This window comes from Pontibacter kalidii (assembly GCF_026278245.1).
In the GTDB taxonomy this organism is placed as follows: Bacteria; Bacteroidota; Bacteroidia; order Cytophagales; family Hymenobacteraceae; genus Pontibacter; species Pontibacter kalidii.
The window spans coordinates 3,364,966-3,381,651 of sequence record NZ_CP111079.1 but is presented as its reverse complement, the minus strand read 5'-3'; the positions used below and the strand labels follow the sequence as shown (position 1 = coordinate 3,381,651).

Annotated in this window: 18 protein-coding genes; 10 read left to right on the top strand and 8 right to left on the bottom strand. The window is 55.6% G+C overall.

What is annotated here, in order from left to right; genetic code table 11:
- Window position 1: 1 nt before the first annotated feature.
- The gene (locus tag OH144_RS14080) at window positions 2–697 is read left to right on the top strand and encodes an ABC transporter ATP-binding protein (protein ID WP_266202886.1); all 696 of its coding nucleotides are present in this window, start codon (window positions 2–4) and stop codon (window positions 695–697) included.
- A 60-nt stretch (window positions 698–757) separates the two neighbouring features.
- Here the strand turns inward: OH144_RS14080 and OH144_RS14075 are convergent, their stop codons facing one another.
- From OH144_RS14075 to OH144_RS14065, 3 genes are all read right to left on the bottom strand, one after another.
- Window positions 758–1,159 (bottom strand): OsmC family protein, encoded by a 402-nt coding sequence (locus OH144_RS14075; RefSeq protein WP_266202884.1) that lies wholly within the window; start codon window positions 1,157–1,159, stop codon window positions 758–760.
- Window positions 1,160–1,171: 12 nt separating this feature from the next.
- Window positions 1,172–1,744, bottom strand: a complete 573-nt coding sequence (locus tag OH144_RS14070) for a sugar O-acetyltransferase (protein ID WP_266202883.1) — start codon at window positions 1,742–1,744, stop codon at window positions 1,172–1,174.
- Window positions 1,745–2,221: 477 nt separating this feature from the next.
- On the bottom strand, window positions 2,222–2,605 hold the full coding sequence (locus OH144_RS14065; RefSeq protein ID WP_266202882.1) for a DUF6334 family protein: 384 nt from the start codon (window positions 2,603–2,605) through the stop codon (window positions 2,222–2,224).
- Between the two features lie 87 nt (window positions 2,606–2,692).
- Here OH144_RS14065 and OH144_RS14060 point away from each other — a divergent pair, with 87 nt between their 5' ends.
- Window positions 2,693–3,715, top strand: coding sequence for an AraC family transcriptional regulator (locus OH144_RS14060; protein WP_266202880.1), 1,023 nt, complete (start codon window positions 2,693–2,695; stop codon window positions 3,713–3,715).
- A 158-nt stretch (window positions 3,716–3,873) separates the two neighbouring features.
- Entirely contained in the window at window positions 3,874–4,800 is a 927-nt protein-coding gene (locus tag OH144_RS14055; protein ID WP_266202879.1) for a DUF1684 domain-containing protein, read from the top strand.
- Between the two features lie 440 nt (window positions 4,801–5,240).
- On the opposite strand, the gene OH144_RS14050 is transcribed toward OH144_RS14055, so the two are convergent.
- Window positions 5,241–6,194, bottom strand: coding sequence for an NAD-dependent epimerase/dehydratase family protein (locus tag OH144_RS14050; RefSeq protein ID WP_266202878.1), 954 nt, complete (start codon window positions 6,192–6,194; stop codon window positions 5,241–5,243).
- Between the two features lie 208 nt (window positions 6,195–6,402).
- On the opposite strand from OH144_RS14050, the gene OH144_RS14045 reads away from it, so the two are divergent.
- Window positions 6,403–7,062 (top strand): thioredoxin family protein, encoded by a 660-nt coding sequence (locus OH144_RS14045; RefSeq protein ID WP_266202877.1) that lies wholly within the window; start codon window positions 6,403–6,405, stop codon window positions 7,060–7,062.
- A 52-nt stretch (window positions 7,063–7,114) separates the two neighbouring features.
- Here the strand turns inward: OH144_RS14045 and OH144_RS14040 are convergent, their stop codons facing one another.
- Both OH144_RS14040 and OH144_RS14035 read right to left on the bottom strand, forming a co-directional pair.
- Window positions 7,115–7,540 (bottom strand): VOC family protein, encoded by a 426-nt coding sequence (locus tag OH144_RS14040; protein ID WP_266202875.1) that lies wholly within the window; start codon window positions 7,538–7,540, stop codon window positions 7,115–7,117.
- Window positions 7,541–7,569: 29 nt separating this feature from the next.
- Entirely contained in the window at window positions 7,570–9,558 is a 1,989-nt protein-coding gene (locus OH144_RS14035; RefSeq protein ID WP_266202874.1) for a peptidylprolyl isomerase, read from the bottom strand.
- A gap of 117 nt (window positions 9,559–9,675) precedes the next feature.
- Here OH144_RS14035 and OH144_RS14030 point away from each other — a divergent pair, with 117 nt between their 5' ends.
- The 6 genes from OH144_RS14030 (at window position 9,676) to cysK (ending at window position 15,271) form a co-directional block, all read left to right on the top strand.
- Window positions 9,676–10,020, top strand: coding sequence for a hypothetical protein (locus OH144_RS14030; RefSeq protein WP_266202873.1), 345 nt, complete (start codon window positions 9,676–9,678; stop codon window positions 10,018–10,020).
- A 137-nt stretch (window positions 10,021–10,157) separates the two neighbouring features.
- A complete protein-coding gene (locus OH144_RS14025) occupies window positions 10,158–10,658 on the top strand; it encodes a hypothetical protein (RefSeq protein ID WP_266202872.1) in 501 nt (166 codons plus the stop codon).
- Window positions 10,659–10,906: 248 nt separating this feature from the next.
- Window positions 10,907–12,079: an MFS transporter gene (locus OH144_RS14020; RefSeq protein ID WP_266202871.1), complete on the top strand. Its 1,173-nt coding sequence runs from the start codon at window positions 10,907–10,909 to the stop codon at window positions 12,077–12,079.
- Between the two features lie 567 nt (window positions 12,080–12,646).
- On the top strand, window positions 12,647–13,351 hold the full coding sequence (locus OH144_RS14015) for a hypothetical protein (protein ID WP_266202870.1): 705 nt from the start codon (window positions 12,647–12,649) through the stop codon (window positions 13,349–13,351).
- A gap of 146 nt (window positions 13,352–13,497) precedes the next feature.
- Window positions 13,498–14,331 carry a serine O-acetyltransferase EpsC gene (epsC, locus tag OH144_RS14010; protein ID WP_266202869.1) on the top strand — a complete coding sequence of 278 codons (834 nt, stop codon included), beginning with the start codon at window positions 13,498–13,500 and terminating at the stop codon, window positions 14,329–14,331.
- 22 nt (window positions 14,332–14,353) lie between these two features.
- Window positions 14,354–15,271 carry a cysteine synthase A gene (cysK, locus tag OH144_RS14005; protein ID WP_266202868.1) on the top strand — a complete coding sequence of 306 codons (918 nt, stop codon included), beginning with the start codon at window positions 14,354–14,356 and terminating at the stop codon, window positions 15,269–15,271.
- A 63-nt stretch (window positions 15,272–15,334) separates the two neighbouring features.
- On the opposite strand, the gene OH144_RS14000 is transcribed toward cysK, so the two are convergent.
- Both OH144_RS14000 and OH144_RS13995 read right to left on the bottom strand, forming a co-directional pair.
- Window positions 15,335–16,117: a hypothetical protein gene (locus OH144_RS14000; protein WP_266202867.1), complete on the bottom strand. Its 783-nt coding sequence runs from the start codon at window positions 16,115–16,117 to the stop codon at window positions 15,335–15,337.
- A gap of 79 nt (window positions 16,118–16,196) precedes the next feature.
- Window positions 16,197–16,631 carry a DUF2267 domain-containing protein gene (locus OH144_RS13995; RefSeq protein ID WP_266202866.1) on the bottom strand — a complete coding sequence of 145 codons (435 nt, stop codon included), beginning with the start codon at window positions 16,629–16,631 and terminating at the stop codon, window positions 16,197–16,199.
- Between the last annotated feature and the right edge of the window lie 55 nt (window positions 16,632–16,686).

Below are 16,686 nucleotides of genomic sequence, written 5' to 3'. Positions count from 1 at the left end.
TATGCTAACGATAAAGGATTTACAGAAAGTATACAACGGCACGGTGGTAGTTAACATACCGGAGCTGACGATACATGCCGGCGAGGCGATTGGTTTGGTGGGCAACAACGGTGCCGGTAAAACAACGCTGTTCCGCCTGATATTGGACCTGATCCGGCCTAGCAAGGGCGAAGTGTTCTCCAAAGGCATTAACGTGGCGCAGCAGGAAGACTGGAAAACATACACTGGCTCTCACCTGGACGAGGGCTTCCTGATCGACTACCTCACGGCAGAAGAGTATTTCAAGTTCATTGCCGACCTGCACGGCCTTTCGGACGGTGACATAACCGAGCGCCTGCTGCCCTTTATGGATTTGTTTAACGACGAGATCCTGAACCAGCGCAAGTATATCCGCGACTTCTCGAAAGGAAACCAGAAGAAGATCGGCATTGCCGCCGCCGCGCTCTCCAACCCGGAACTGTTGATTCTGGACGAGCCTTTCGCCAACCTCGACCCCAGCTCCCAAATCCGTCTGAAGAACCTGCTGCGCACCTTGCGCGAGCAGAAGCGCATGACCATGCTCATCTCCAGCCATGACCTGAGCCACGTGATCGAAGTATGCGAGCGCATCCTGATCCTGGAGAAAGGCCAGCTGGTGCAGGACATGCAGACAAACGAAAACACGCTGCGTGAGCTGGAGACTTACTTTACCGTGTAAAGCCCCGGCCGGTTTTAGTATAACGCGATGGTGCTGACAAGAATTTACCAGCCCATCGCTTTATACTTTTAGGGTCACACGTACGCCTTTCCGTAAGGTGTTGTGTACCTCGGCTACCTTGTCTACGTGGTGGGTCAGGGATGCTATTTCCTCTTGCGATTGTTCCGGCGCCAGAATGCTTACCTCGTAGGTAATGTTAGTGGCAGGCTCTCCTTCCTGACCAAATTCGCCGGTAACCATTACTTCTACCAGATCGATAGCCATGTTTCTACGGGCCGCTTCCCGGTACACATCATTGCAAAAGCAGGTGGCCAGCGCCAGGAACAGCAGTTCCCCTCCGTTCACTGCCGAACCGTATCCCTCTGGTTTTGCAGGTAAGCTGACTTGCCTGCTCACGCTGTTGGTAGAGACGGTTGCCTCATGCTGTTCGTAAGCGTTTTTAACAGTGGCAGTTATGGTCATAGCCCTTAACGTTTAGTTGCTCGAATCCTCTTCTAAATGCCGGATCACCCGGCATGGGTTGCCTGCGGCAAACACACCAGCCGGAATGTCGCGGGTCACCACGCTGCCAGCCCCAATAACCGAGCGATGGCCTATACTTACGCCAGGGCAAATTACCACACTGCCGCCTACCCACACATCCTCGCCAATGGAAATGGGCTTGGCGTACTCCAGCCCCGAAGCACGCTCTATGTGGTTAATGGGGTGCGTGGCAGTATAAATTTGCACGTTAGGCCCAAATAGAGTTCTGCTGCCGATGGTTACCTGCGCCACATCCAGCACTACGCAGTTGAAGTTGAAGAATACCCGCTCGCCCACAACCATATTGTAGCCATAGTCGCAGTAGAAAGGCGGCTGCAGCCATAATCCCTGCTGAGCGTTGGGTATCAGCTCTTTCAGAATGCAGGCGCGGTCCTCCACCTCGTCCTCGCGGGAGTCGTTTAGTTTTTTTATGAGCAGCCTGGTGCGCAGCCTGTCGTCGGAGAGTTCTTTGTCGAGCGCGTCGTACAACTCACCGGCAAGCATTTTTTCTTTTTCTGTTTTCATGGATTGGGTGTAAATGGGGTTTTCCCTCTTACGTTGGTGGGAGCTTATAGCTCATATCTTGTTCTATAACTTTTCTAGAATAAGCTCTGATTCTGAAGAATTATCCCTTTGAGGACAAACAAGAACGAGAGTTCACTGTTTGCGAGCATCGCTCAACAGGGGTGTAAAACTACAGAGCGGGCTGCTTGCGTGCGCCAAAACGGGTGAATCTGCAGGTGTAAACACCCCTATAACCTACGGTCGCAAGTTTCGAACTCACGCTCTCATTTGTCCTCAAGAGGATAGTTTAACCCTAAAAAGCCGAATCAGAAAAAGATATGGAACAGGATAAGGCTACAGGCTTGCACCAGCGGAAGCAGTGCTGGAGTGGGAGTTTTCTTATTTATCAGCTTATAAAGATGCAGAACAGTGGCCGTACTACACGGGAAAACAGCAGGAAGGGGAGAAGCTGCCCGTAATCGTTTTGAAGTATAGTTTTCAGTATTTCCGGAAAATGGTAAGCCTTAACTGCGATGCCTCCGCTAGCAACTGCACATGTGTTCCCTCCACATCGTCAAACGCCAATTGGAAGCCGTCTTCGTAGCCATGTTGGTTGGTCATGCGCCAGGTCCAGGCGATCTGCTTCTGCTGGTTCGAGATCTGTGTAAAACTGAACTGCTGCTCCAGTGCCCTGAAGTCCGGCTCCGGAAGTATCGAAAGCATGACCTCGTCCGTTTCCTCATTTACCCCTACCACCAGCCACACTCCCTCTATTTGAAAGGCCACCTGCTGCAGCCAGCCAAACTCCAACTCGTGCAGGGCCAAGGCCTGGGTGACTGCTTTTCCGGTGAAGGAGTCCAGCTTATCAAAAATTTCCATCATCTAAATATAACAAATTATACTTTGCCTTAAATATAGCTGTATCTGAGGAGGAGAATGATTATTTTTACCTTCGTTATACTTGTACCTATGAACCAGGAAGACCACTCGCTCGCAGCACCTTCGGTAGGGTTGCTGTTGCACGTGCTGCGCCAGCAGGGACAGGACGTGGATGGTATTTGCCGGCAGGCGGGGCTGGACCAGCGGCTGGTGCAGGATGTGAACGCCCGCATTCCGGTGGAGACGGTGCAGGAGCTGTGGAACGCGGCCATCGCCGCCACCCAGGACCCGGACCTGGCCCTGCACGTGGCCGAAAGTATAAACCCCACCGCGATGGGCACCATTGCCTACGTGATGATGAACGCGGCCACGCTGCACGAATCGCTGCTGAAGCTGTGCAAGTACCAGGATATTATCTGCGGCGCTATCCGTACAAGCCTGGAGGTGCAGGGAAGGCAGGCGCTCGTAAAACTGCAGGCAGCAAGCCCCGCGCTGCAGCATCCGCGCAACGCCCTGGACTCGGAGCTGGTGATTTATAAAAACGCTTTCTCGGCGCTGGTAGGGCAGGAACTGAAGTATAAACAGGTGCTGTTTGCCTATCCAAAGCCGGAGAGTACACAGGAGCACGAGCGAATTTTTGCAGGGACCGAGCTGGTGTTCTCTGCCAAGTATAGCGGGCTTGTCTTGGAGGCAGATTGCCTGCAGCTGCCGGTGGTAACAGCCAACCCTGAGCTGAACCGGTTCTTCGAGAAGTATGCCGAGGAGTACCTGCAGAAGCTGCACGAGCCCAAAACAATACGGGAGCGGGTGCAGCGTGAGATCGTCCATCTGCTGAAGGGGGAGGAGCCAGGTATAAACACCGTGGCCCGCAGCCTGGCTATGAGCGTGCGCAGCCTGCAGGGCAAGCTGAAAGAAGAAGGCACCACCTACCAAACCCTGCTGGACGAGGTGCGCAAGCAAATCGCCCTAAAGCACCTGCAGGACAACCAGAGCACCATCACCGACATCGCCTACCTGCTGGGTTTCTCGGAGCCAAGTGTTTTCTCCCGCTCTTTCAAGAAATGGACCGGCGTGCCCCCGGCCACTTACCGGCAGCGAATGGCTGTAGCGTAGTAATAGCTTTTCTAGTGCCGGTTAACCCCTCCCAGGAGGGGAATAAGCGTGCAGAACAAATTCCCTACCCAGCAGGGGCCAGGCTAATGGCAGAATAAATCCCAGTATAAGTTCATACCTTTGCCCCCTGCATCCGATACAACCACTTTACCAACACCATGAAAAAGTTACTTATTACCGCCGCATTGGCCGGCTTTATACTTTCCTCTTGCTCCCAAACCCAAACAGATATAGAAGCACAACGTATGGAGTCCGCTACGGAAGCCGATTCCAGCTACGTGGCAAGTATAGACCAGTGGCACGCCACGCGGGTGGAGAACCTGCAGAAGGAAGACGGCTGGTTAGCGCTGGCGGGGCTATACTGGCTGGAGCCGGGCAGCAGCAGCTTTGGCAGTGCCAAGGGTGGCAAGATAGTGTTTCCGGAGGGGACGATAGCCCAGCAGGCAGGCCAGTTCATACTGGAGGGCGATGTGGTGAAGCTGCAGGTAAACCAAGGCGTTGCTATTACGCTGAACGGCGAGCCGGTGCAGCAGGAGGCGGTAGTGTATACTGCCGAGATGGAGCAACCGGCAGAAATGCGCTACGGATCGCTGAAGTGGGTGGTGATCAAGCGCGGCGACAAGTTCGCAGTGAGGCTGTGGGATGCCGAGAGCGAGGCGCGGAAGAGCTTCGCTGGCTTAGAGCGCTACCCGGTGCAGCCGGAGTGGAGGCTGGAGGCAAGGCTGGAGCAGAACCCGCTGCCAAAGCAGATCCCGATCACGAACGTGCTGGGGCAAACTTCGCAGGAGCCGTCGCCGGGGGCGGTGGTGTTTACCGTGGAGGGCCAGCAGTATAGCCTGGATGCCCTGGAGGAGGGCGATGAGCTGTTCATCATCTTCGCCGATAAAACCAACGGCACCGATACCTATGGCTCCGGCCGCTACCTTTACATGCCCAAGCCGGATGCCAGTGGCAAAACCTACATCGACTTTAACAAAGCCTATACACCGCCCTGCGCGTTTACCGGTTACGCCACCTGCCCCCTGCCGCCAAGGCAGAATTTCCTGCCCATCAGCGTAACTGCCGGCGAGAAAAGCAAACATTAGGAGTTGGGGAGTTTAGGAGTTAGAGAGTTAGAGAGTTAAAGAGTTAAAGAGTTAGAAAGTGGCAGGGCACACTTCTGGCGCAAGCTTCCGCTTGTGCCCTGCACCAATTTTATACTTTGGCGGCCCCTAAAGTATAAAGGCCATTGCTGTCCGTGCTTTTCCAAGGCGAAGCTTTTCCACCGTTACTGGTGTTTTCGCCGTTCCGCCATTTCTGCCATTGTTGGTGTTATCACCAACAATCTATACACCGGCAGTCTCTAAAGTATAGCCTACAGCCAATGCCTTGGCAGCTTTTGCTTTCTCAAAGCAAAGCAGTTTCAAACTGCTGCCATAGGTAGCCACGAGCTACGCTAGGCTAAACTTGCGGCAGAAAGTATAAAGACGCAAAGCAGTAGCCCTCTACAACTTTCTAACTCTTCAACTCTCTAACTCCTAAACTCTCAAACTCCCCTGTGCCACGCCAGCGTTTCGGCGATGGCCTGCTTCATTGGGGTGCGCTTTAAATGGGGCAACGTACGGCGCAGCTTGTCGTCGTTTAGCAGGATGGTGTTTTGCCAGAGATAACCCATTTCACTGATCTCACGCATGTTTGTGGAGAAAAGCCCCATCAGCCTGAAAAGCCAGCCCGGGTATACTTTATACCAGGCTTCGGTGCCCGCTGCCTGGGCTATCTGTGCCTGCCACTCCTTTATACTTGCTACCACCTCCCCGGCATAGTTATATTCGGTGTAGGCGTCCTGCAGAGGCAGCTTTGCCAGCTCGTAGAAGGCGTGGGCGGCATCGGGAGTGTAGACCAGTTGGTGTGGTATGTCGTTTCGGTAGAGCCAGGGCATGGGCTTGCCCTTCAGTGCTCCTCTAAAAATAGGCGCTATCCCTTCGTTTAACACGTTTGGGCCCCAGAAGTCGGGTAGGCGCAACGTAACAACACGGCACTTGCCTTGGGCTGCCGCCTGCCGCAGCAATTGCTCCAGCTTTACCCGTATGGCTCCCTTTTTAGTGCTTGGTTTTTGGGGTGTTTCCTCGGTGATGGTGCGGGTTAATCCAAAATTATATATGTTTCCTGGGAAAAAAATCGTAGCTTTGTTTATGGCCGCTGCCTCAACCACGTTTTGCGTTACGCGCTCCATATTGCCTTCCCACTTTCCGTAAGGGTAATTTACCCCATGGAAAATGTGCGTTGCCGCTGCTCCCAGCTTTTTCAGCAGTTCAACGTCCTGCGCGTCTCCTTCCACTAATTGTAGCGTGGGCCAGGGACCAAATAACTTCTGTGCCTTCTGCCTGTTTCGTACCAGTAGCACTACCTGCTGCCAGTGTTGCAAAAGCTCCTGTGTAAAGGCATACCCAATGCTGCCTGTGCCGCCTAGCACTAAAAATCTGGAGATGTCCGTAGCCATATCTATCGGGGTTAAAGGTACGCTGCAAAGGTATTGCTGCCGATAAAAACCATACTTGGCAGATGCCGCAAACAACTTGACCGATTACGCAGAAATTAACCTGAGCGGGTGGCCCCTGAAGGGTAGGCAGCAGGGGCGGCGGAACTATTTCAAGAATATAATTGTAATATATAGTAAAGTTAATATCCTGATCAAGAAAGAAACAATTATGAAAGATACGACAATGGCAAATTCAGTTATCACTTCCGAGCACCTTCAAAAGGCTATCACCTATACGCAGTACCGCGAGATGATCGACAAGCTGCTGGCTGAGAACAAAACCACTGGCAACGATCATTCTGAGGCTATGGTGGCCTATACCCGCATGAACATGCACCGTATGCGCCGTGTGGAGAAAACCGTGTTGGGAAATGAGATGGTGCAGGTGATGCTGAGCGTGCAGACGCCTATGACGTGGGTGGTGCTGACGGAAGCCTGGTGTGGCGATGCGGCACAGAGCCTGCCTACCATTGTGAAAATTGCCGATGCCTCCCCGCTGGTAGAGGTGAAGCTGTTGCTGCGCGATGAGAACCTGGATGTGATGGACGCCTACCTGACCAACGGGGGGCGCTCTATTCCGAAACTCATTGCCCTGAAAACCGATACGATGGAGGTGCTGGGAACCTGGGGCCCGCGCCCTGAGCCAGCCCAGCGACTGTACCAGGAGATGAAGGAGCAGAACCTGCCTTTCAACGAGTTTGCCGAGAAACTGCACGGCTGGTACGCCAAGGACAAAAGCCGCTCGCTGCAGCAGGAGCTTGTCACCCTGATCAATGACTGGTCCAAGATTACTGCGCCGGAAGATATGGCTTATGAGCGTTGCTCGTAAGCCTCCCTGCCTAGAAGTATGAAAGGCTGCCTTTACCGGGCAGCCTTTCTTTTTATCCTATCCCCCGGGCAGGCATTAGCACGAGGCGCCAGCCGTCAGGGTCTTCTATGGTAATGGCACCCTTGGCCTTCCAGTAGGGATTTTCAGGCTCCACTGCCGGGTATCCTATACTTTCCAGGCGCGCCACAATCAGGTTTATACGTTGCTGATCCGGGATATAGAGCACCAGCAGGTTATCCTTGGTGGGGGCAGGGCAGGGGCTGCCGTGTTCATGTTGCGTAAACTCCAGGTGGTACGGAAACCCCGGAAGCCCTACCATAATGCCGTCGTAACCGCTGTGGCTTTCAAACCCTCCGAGTAGGCGCAGGCCAAGGCCAAGGCCCTGGCAGTAGAAACGCGCTACCTCCAGCAGTTTATCGGTGGGGCGGGCTATCCGCACCTGCGCCACCGGCAGTTCCTCAGCCCATACTTCCTGCATCAGTTTAAAGTATAAAAAAACAACTACACTTATTCGGCCGCACTCGTTACCGCTGGCTGCAGGCCCAGCACCTCTACATCCACTATCTTATCACCTACCTCCAGGCGGTGCACCACGTCCATGCCGTCAATTACCTTGGCGAAGATGGTGTAGCGCCCATCCAGGTGCGGGGCGGGGGAGTGGGTGATGAACCATTGGTTGCTCTCGGTGTCCTTGCCGGCAGAGGCCATGCCCACGTAGCCCTCGTAATAATGCATCGGGGTGAACTCGGAGCGGATGGAGTAGTCGGAGCTGCCCCAGCCATCGCCACGCTTATCGCCGCCCTGCGCCACAAAGTTTGGCACCACCCGGTGGAAGTATAAACCGTTGAAGAAGTCCTGCTGCGTGAGCTCCACGAAGTTGGCCACCGAGCCGGGGGCATCCTCCACAAAAAGCTGCAGGGTTATACTTCCTTTCTCGGTGCGTAGCAGCACTTGCTGGTTGGTATGGATGGTTTTCACCAGCTCCCAGTCTATGGGATGGGTAAAGGGGTTCTGCGGCGTTTGGCTTTCCTGCTTGCCGCTCAGGTAGTCAATGGTCTTCTGTAGCTCAATGTTGGTTTCCATATCGCGGGGCAGCTGCAGCTTTTGCTGTGCCTGGTTCAGGAAAGTATAGCTGCTGTACTGGCTGCGCAGGTTAAGCTTCGGGTCGCGGATGGCGGCGGCAGCCATGCCCACCAGGGCCACATCGCCGGAGGCTACGGCATGCCTGAAGATATCGGCAAAGGCAGGTTCCAGTCGCTTGGGGAAGTCAGGCTGCTGGCGCATCAGGATCAGGGCCTCCATGCCGGTGGTGGCAATCACGGGCTCCTCGGCCACAAACACCTGCTCGGCTATAAACTCATGGTTGTTGATGTCGCCGGAGAGGGCTTTGAGCAAATGTGCCTTGTCGTAGGCGGTGCGGGCATTCTGGTACTGCTGCTTGTAGCGCGGGTTCAGGTACACGCGGTTCTGCACCTGGCTGTTTTTCAGGATCACCCAGATCACATTGCTGCGCACGCGGGCATCGAGCAGGTTGGGCAGCACGTTGAGCAGCGCCTGGGCCGGCACGCCGGCGCTGTTGGCAAGCAGAAACTCCGAGGTGGCCACGGCCGTGTTCACGTTCTGATCCTGCAGCGCGGCAAGTATGGCCTTGCTGATCTCGGAGAACTCCAGTCCGCTCATAGAGCGCACCGCACTCAGGCGCACCCGGTAATCGGGGTCGCTCTGCACGATGGTAGACAGAAACGTGGCTTTATCCAGCGCCCTGACCTTGGCCAGTGCCTGCGCGGTAGCCATGCGTACCTCCGGTGCCTTGTCTGATGTGGCGGCGTTCAGCAGCTGTCGGCGGTACTGCGTCAGGTCCAGTTTTGGGGTGCGGGCCAAAAAGTGCGCGGCAGCCAGCCGTGCCTCATAAATGGTGCTGGGAGATAACAGCTCGATGGCCTTCTGCACTACCTGCTGGTTCTGCTGCTGGCGCAGGCCCAGGCGGTACATGCCCCACGCCTGTCCGGCCAGGGCATGGGGGGTAGTGGCTTTGTAAGCGGCCAGAAAATCAGCCGCCTGGGCTGAGCCTACCTTTCCCAGTGCCTGCAGCAGTTGTGCCTGCACCTCTGGGTTCTGCTCCTCCTTAATCCTGTTGATGATCTCCGCCTCGGAGCGGTTATGGCCGATCTGACCCAGGGCATAGGCGCTGGCTTCCCGTACAGACGCAACCGAGTCCTCCAGCATGCTTTGCAAGGCATCCAGGGCAGTGGTATCCTGCACAGAGGCAAAGGCCAGCGCGGCGTGGCGGCGGTAAGAGGTATTCGGGTTGCTGAGGTAGGGCAGCAGCCCCGTGGCATTGCGCTCGTCCTGCAAAGTATAGATTTGCTGCAGGGTTACATCGCCGAACTTGTTGTTGGAGGGCTGCACAGTGCTGGTGGTGCTGCGCTGCAGGGGCAGGTATTGGCAAGAGGCCAGCGTGCCCAGGGCAAGCAACCAGGTATAGCGTATTTTCATGAGGTAAATTCTAAATGGCGCTTTAAGTTACTAAAATGTGCCGACATGCAGCAGGCGCAGGGAGTTTGATATATAAGGAGGTTTTTATATTTTTAGACTGTAAAAGATGTAGCCCCTATGCAGGACACCAGCATCAGCCTTTCTGAAGATGCCTATACGATACAACCCAGCTCGGAGCGGCGCCTGCTGCCGGCGCTTGCGGCCATGGCCTTACAGTTCGTGCTGCTGTATCTTTTCTTTTCCCAGATCTTTTCCCCGGTGCTGGTGCTGCTAAGCCTGCTGGTGCCCGCATACTTTATCTTTAGCGTTTGGTTGGACCGGAATTCGCACTACCGACGGCACCTCACCCGTAGTGGAGCTGGCGCTCGCTGCCTCCCCCGCTGTATGCAGGCAGAGCAGGGTTTTGGTTGGTATAAAGTTGGATATATTAAAATAAACCAGTATAAAGTGCCATTCGTATGAAGGAATCTAGAGGAGCATCAGGTGAACCTGGGACACATACAGAACAACAGGATACGGCAGCAGGTAAAGGAAAAGGTTCTGCATACGACACGCATAAAAGGAGTACAAGTCCACTAAAATAACCTAAGGCAAACGATATGTATGTAAATCTGTATCCGGGCAAGCAGCTGCGGTCCACTAAAAGGACAGTGCTTCTTATTGGTTTGTTCCTGGTCTTGGGGGGAGCATATGCCCTGCTCCGCGAGTTTCTGTGGATTGAGTCGTTCCGTGAGGGGTGGGCGATGGCCAGTGCCGCGATGGTGCTCCTGGGCCTGCTTCCGCTAGCCTATGGTACCGACATGCTTCACTTTAAGGATGCCTTCTTCTCTATGACGCCCGACCGCATGGTGTACCGCCTGACCTTACTGGGCGCTGAGAAAGTGGTGGAGTGGCAGCAGATACAGGAACTGCAGATTACAGAGTACGTGATCAAGTTTATACTTAAGGGAGGCAGTATAACGAAATTGCGCCTGAGCGCTATACAAAAGCCTGATGTGGCCCGCCACGTGTCGCGGAGTATCCATTTGGCCGCCCTGGAGCAGGGCATCATGATCAACGGCGTAAAGCCGTCCCCAACCGCCCCGGCCATGCAGGTATAATCCTCTCCCAGGAAGCAGGCGTGCAACGTATAAAACTGCTCTCCAGGGAATGTAAACCGAACCTTGCTCAGTTAAAACGGGAAATCTGCTTAATACTTTTCCGGCGCTAACCTCCTGATACAACAGACGCGTAAGGGGATTGAAGCTCCTGCCGGGGCAGGTGGTTTACCTTTTTTCTGCCCAAATCCTCCGCTCCTCATTAGCACGAAACCCAAACCTTTGCCAAATTGCGGCCTGAAGTATAGACTATGGCTGAACAGACAAAGCGGGTGTATGGGTTGCAGTTCTGGTTGCTCTGCCTGAGCTCCTTCCTCTTCTTCTCCAGCTTTAACATGATCATCCCGGAGCTGCCCGACTACCTGGCCAGTTTGGGCGGCGAGGAATACAAAGGCCTCATCATCGCGCTTTTCGCGCTTACGGCTGGCCTTTCCCGCCCCTTTAGCGGCAAACTGGCTGACCGAATCGGGCGAGTGCCGGTAATGGTGGTGGGCGGTGTGGTGTGTGTGCTGGCGGGCTTCCTGTATCCGCTGGTGGCCTCTGTGGGAGCTTTCCTGCTGCTGCGCTTCGTGCACGGCTTCTCCACGGGTTTCACGCCTACGGGTAAATCGGCCTACGTGGCCGATCTGGTGCCGGTGGAGCGGCGCGGGGAGGCGATGGGGCTGCTGGGGCTCTCAGGGAGCCTGGGTATGGCCGCAGGGCCTGCGCTGGGCGGCCTTCTGGCAAGTGTGTATACCGCCGATGTGATGTTTTATACTTCGTCGGCAGCGGCCTTTCTGTCGGTAGCCGTGATCTGGCACATGCAGGAGACGGTAGAGCGGCCGCAGAAGTTCAGCCTGGGCCTGTTGCGTATCTCCCGCCGGGAGGTGCTGGAGCCGCGGGTGCTGGCGCCTTCGCTGGTCATGCTGCTCACCTCCTTCAGCTTTGGCACCATCCTCACCATCATCCCCGATTTCAGCACGCACCTGGGTATCCAGAACAAAGGCCTTTTCTTCACCTCCTTCACGCTCTCTTCGCTGGCCATCCGTTTCCTGGCCGGTAGGGCCTCCGACAAGTATGGCCGCGTGGCTGTGCTGCGCGTTAGTTCCGCGCTCCTGACACTGGCGATGCTCGTGATCGGGTTGGTGGCTACGGACACGGGGCTGCTGCTGGCCGGGGTGCTGTTTGGGGTAGCCACAGGTATGAACTCCCCCACCATTTACGCCTGGACGATAGACCTGAGCCACCTCGAGCACCGGGGCCGCGCCATGGCCACCATGTATATCGCCCTAGAGGCGGGCATCGGTTTTGGGGCACTGGGCTCGGGCTGGCTCTACGGCAACCAAAGCAGCAACTTTAGCCTGGTGTTCTGGGCGTCGGGTGTTTTCTCGTTGCTGGCGTTTCTGTACCTGGTGCTGGTGGTGAGGAGGGAGAAAGAGGTATAAGAGACCGCTGTTGCTGATCAGGTTTCTGCCCGTGTAGTTTATACTTGCCGGCCGCCCCCTATCCTCCGCTAAACCTTTTGCTGCTATACTTCCCGGCTGTTGATTGGCCTCGTTTACAGCTGGCTTGTTTCCTCCCTGGCTTTGGCCCCGTAACAAGAGAGGACCGGGCTGAGGTTCATACCTGTACGGACCGGCCGCCCCCTGCCTGTACGGCTATTTACACTGTGCCACCGCAACTGGCTCCAGCACACGCGAACCTCGTGACTAAATGATAATCCTGAGAATCCTCACATCCTGCAAGTCCTGCTCCAAATGGCTTTTGCTGCTGTTTAAACCGTCTATATAGTATAAAAATCATTTTTTCGCGGGGAATCAGTAGAAAAAAATTGTACTTTATTTTAGCCTTTTCCAGGGGCGCTTCGTACAAACCACCACATAATAGTTCTCTTACATCCCATCCGAAGATAAAATCTGCTTGTTGATACTGGCGTTGTTGCTTCTCTACTCAGAGCAGCGGGGAGAGGTATGTGTGTATGTGTAATATCGGAATAATTAAAATTGTGTAGTATGAAGAAGTTTACTTTGAATGTCCTGGGTTGCTGCGTGTTTGGAATCGTGCTGATGAGCTGCGATAAAGCGGAAGAAATGGAAGCGGAGCCGCTGGCGGCGACGCAGAGCCAGAACTTTGGCACCGACCCCTCCAGCTGCGAGATCATTGAGTTTGACGAGTATACCCCTACGGAGGCAAGCAGGGGCGCCATCACCACGGTCTATAGCCAGAACACGCCGGTGAGGGTCGCGGCGCACTACCGTACAAGCAACGGTGGCTACGCCGGGGAAAACGCGGCCCTGCTGTTCGATACCAGTGCCCCGGACCGCAAGAACCAGCAGTTCAGGACACCAAGCCCGGCCGCCATGCGCCCGATGGGCCAGGTGCTGAGCGTGGGGAGCAGCAATGGTAAGACAACGAGCCTGTATGACAAGGGCAGCCGTATTGAGATGGATTTCTCGGCCATGGGCAGCATCAACCTCAAGGGCCTGCACGTGCTCGACATCACTGAGGAGGAGGCTGGTTCTAAGTTGGAGCTGCTGGACAAAGAGGGCAACATACTAAAGACGATGGAGCTGCCCGTAACAGGCGCCTACGGTGCCACCCGCCTGCGCGTGGATACGCCGGGCGTGGTGAAGCTGCGCGTGGTGTTTGGCAATGAGAGCAGCCGCAGCGGCGGCGGTGCCATCGACGTGATCGAGTTCTGCCGCGAGGAAGTATAAGCCAAAGGAGCAGAAGGGAAAGGGAGCCTCTTGAGGCTCCCTTTTTTTGTTGCACACCGCCTGTAAGTGCAGCCCGGGGCTAACAAAACCTCCCTTTTTTTGTTGAGCTTAGAACACGAAATACCGACATACGTTTTAAGAAGATCATGGACAACCAGTTCTTAACCACCTTATTCAAAAGCCACCACCGAGCCAAGCACCAGGTGCCGGCCTCTGCTATCTGCAACCTGGTGGAAGGGGTGCTGCAACTGCTCTTCCCGCCGCTGGCCGATGTGCGCTTCGAGACGGTGCAGGAGCTGGAGGAGTTCAGCAGCGGCCTTAAAGTGAACATGATGCGCATCCTGACAAGTATGGAGCAGGAGCTGCCCATGTCGGCCGAGGAAGTGTCGGAGCGGATGATGCAGGAACTGCCTTACATCTATGACCTGCTGCTGATGGATGCCGAGGCCATTGCCCAGGGCGACCCCGCCGCGCAAAGCAGAGAGGAGGTGATCCGGACCTACCCGGGTTTCAGGGCGGTGGCCATGTACCGGATCGCGCATGCGCTTTACGAACTGCAGGTGCCGCTGCTGCCGCGCGTGCTCACCGAGTATGCCCACGCCCGCACCGGCATCGACATTCACCCGGGAGCCCGGATCGGTACCCACTTCTGCGTCGACCACGGCACCGGTGTGGTGATTGGGGAAACCAGCCAGATCGGCAACCACGTGAAAGTATACCAGGGCGTAACGCTCGGGGCCCTAAGCGTAGACAAGGCCATGGCCAAAATCAAACGCCATCCGACCATTGAGCATCACGTGGTTATTTATGCCGGCGCCACCATCCTGGGCGGCAACACGGTGGTGGGGGCCCATAGTATCATCGGCGGTAATGTGTGGCTCACAGAGAGCGTGCCGCCCCACTCGCGCGTATACCACCGCCCGCAGATAGACGTGCGCCGTTCTGAGGAGCCTGCCAACCTGATCAATTTTTCCATCTGACAAAGTATAAAGCAAAGCAAGTATGAAGATCAACACGATACTGGATTCTATTGGGGCTACCCCCCACATGCGCATCAACAGGCTGTTTAGAGACGATGTGGAAGTATGGATGAAACTAGAGCGCAGCAACCCCGGCGGAAGTATAAAAGACCGTATTTCCCTGGCGATGGTGGAGGATGCCGAACGCAAAGGTTTGCTCACCAAAGGGGGCGTGATTGTGGAGCCGACTTCCGGCAACACGGGCGTGGGGCTGGCCATGGTGGCCGCCGTAAAAGGCTATGATATTATCCTGGTGATGCCGGAGTCGATGTCGGTGGAGCGCCGCCGGCTGATGGCTGCCTACGGCGCCCGCCTGGAGCTAACCCCGCGCGAGCTGGGGATGAAAGGGGCCATTGCCCGTGCCCGGGAGATCTTGCAGGAGAACAGCAACGCCTGGATGCCCATGCAGTTCGACAACGAGGCCAACACACAGATCCATATAGACACCACTGCACAGGAGATTCTGGAGGATTTTCCGGATGGCTTTGATTACCTGATTACCGGGGTAGGCACAGGCGGTCATATAACAGGCGTGGCCAAAGTGCTCAAAAGCAGATTCCCGGACCTGAAAGTATACGCAGTGGAACCCACTGCCTCGCCGGTATTGAGCGGAGGAGAGCCGGGGCCGCACCCGCTGCAGGGCATCGGGGCAGGGTTTATACCTTCCATTATGGATACCACGCTGCTGGATGGCGTGGTGCAGGTGCAGCAGGACGAAGCCTTTGACTACACCCGCCGCGCCGCTCGCGAGGAAGGCCTGTTTGTGGGGATATCCTCCGGGGCCTCGCTGGCGGCTGTGAACAAAAAGCTGGAGGAGGAGATTCCGGCCGGCGCTAAGGTGCTTACCTTTTGCTACGATACCGGCGAGCGCTACCTGTCCGTTGAAGGCTTGTTCGTATAAGTATAAATCAGGTGAAAGTATAAAAGGCCAGTTGCTATACTTTAGCAACTGGCCTTTTATACTTTAGTCGCCGGCTACCAGGGCGGTCATCTGCCAGTTGCCTTTCTTGTTTTTGTTGAAGATAGCGCGGTACCCCACCGGGCTGTGCACGTCGGAGCGGTGCAGGTAGCCCTGCAGCTGCGCGTCGGCGCTCTGCACATGCCACCACTCTTTCTGCGGCGCCCCCTCCGGGTACGATTTGCCGTAATCCACCTTCAGCATCACCTGGTTAAGGGCACACACGGCGGGGGCGTTGGCCACAGGCTCCTCCCGAAGTATGGCCCCCGTTCTTATCACGGCCACATGCATAAAGGCATCTATCGAATCGGGCCAGTTGCTATAGACGTAAGGCAGCGCGTACACTTCCCGGTTGTTCTCGAGGGGATATCCACCACCGAGCTGCAGTAGGTGCTGCAGCAGCAGCCATACTTCTGAGTTGGCGTTTCCGGGGTGCCACTGTCCGGCAAAGCGGCTCCAGCCGCCGTTCTCATCGAAGCCAGTCCTGATGTTGGGGTCCACCAGTTCCTGCAGCTGCTTTGCGTTCTGCGTCTGCACGGCCTGCTCCAGCTGCTGCAGGTACTTCACCAGCCCGGCGTCTGTGGTGGCCGTGTCGGGGGGCAGCAGCAGTGGAGCCTCTACCTGGCAGCTGGATAGGGGAGGTGTTGCTGGGGCTGCCGCTACGGTGTCCTGCAGCGTATCCTGGCTCACGGGCTGTGTCGTTATAGTGGCAGAGGTCAGTTCAGACTCCTGCTGCCGGCAGGCGCTAAGTAGAAGGATAGAGATAAGGGTGATGTAGATTTTTTTCATGGTACGAGATACATAAAAGGTGCCGCTTCTTCAATACTAAGTATGGAAACGGCACCTTTTATACTTTGGTTAGGCTGGCTTATACTTCCAGCAATTCCTGGATGTCGTGGTGCATGGCCTCTTTTACCTTGTGCAGCTCTTCTGCCGAAACGCAGTGGCGCAGTGCCTTGAACACCGACTGGAACGATCTAATGATGTCGCCGTCGGTGATGAAGTCGTTGTTGGCGGCGAAGGCGTTCTTGCTCCGGATAAAGTCTATCCACTCCTGCCCGTCGCGGATCTTTACGGGTACCTGGGCCGGGTTATACTGGTCATAGTAAATGCCCTTCCAGATGATGGGCAGCTGCGCGGCAAAGTGTGCCGCATCGTTCACGGGCAGCCTGTCGCGGATGGCCTGCAACACAGCCCGGAACACACGGCCCGCCTGGTTCAGGTCTTCTGTGTCCAACTCCTCCGCTACTTTCTTAAGCAGATTGATTGCATCCTTCTGATTCTCCTCAAAGTTAAAAGCCATAGCTACCTCCTTTTTTAGTGAAACAAGTCCTATGTGGTACGGGGCCGGGGTAGGG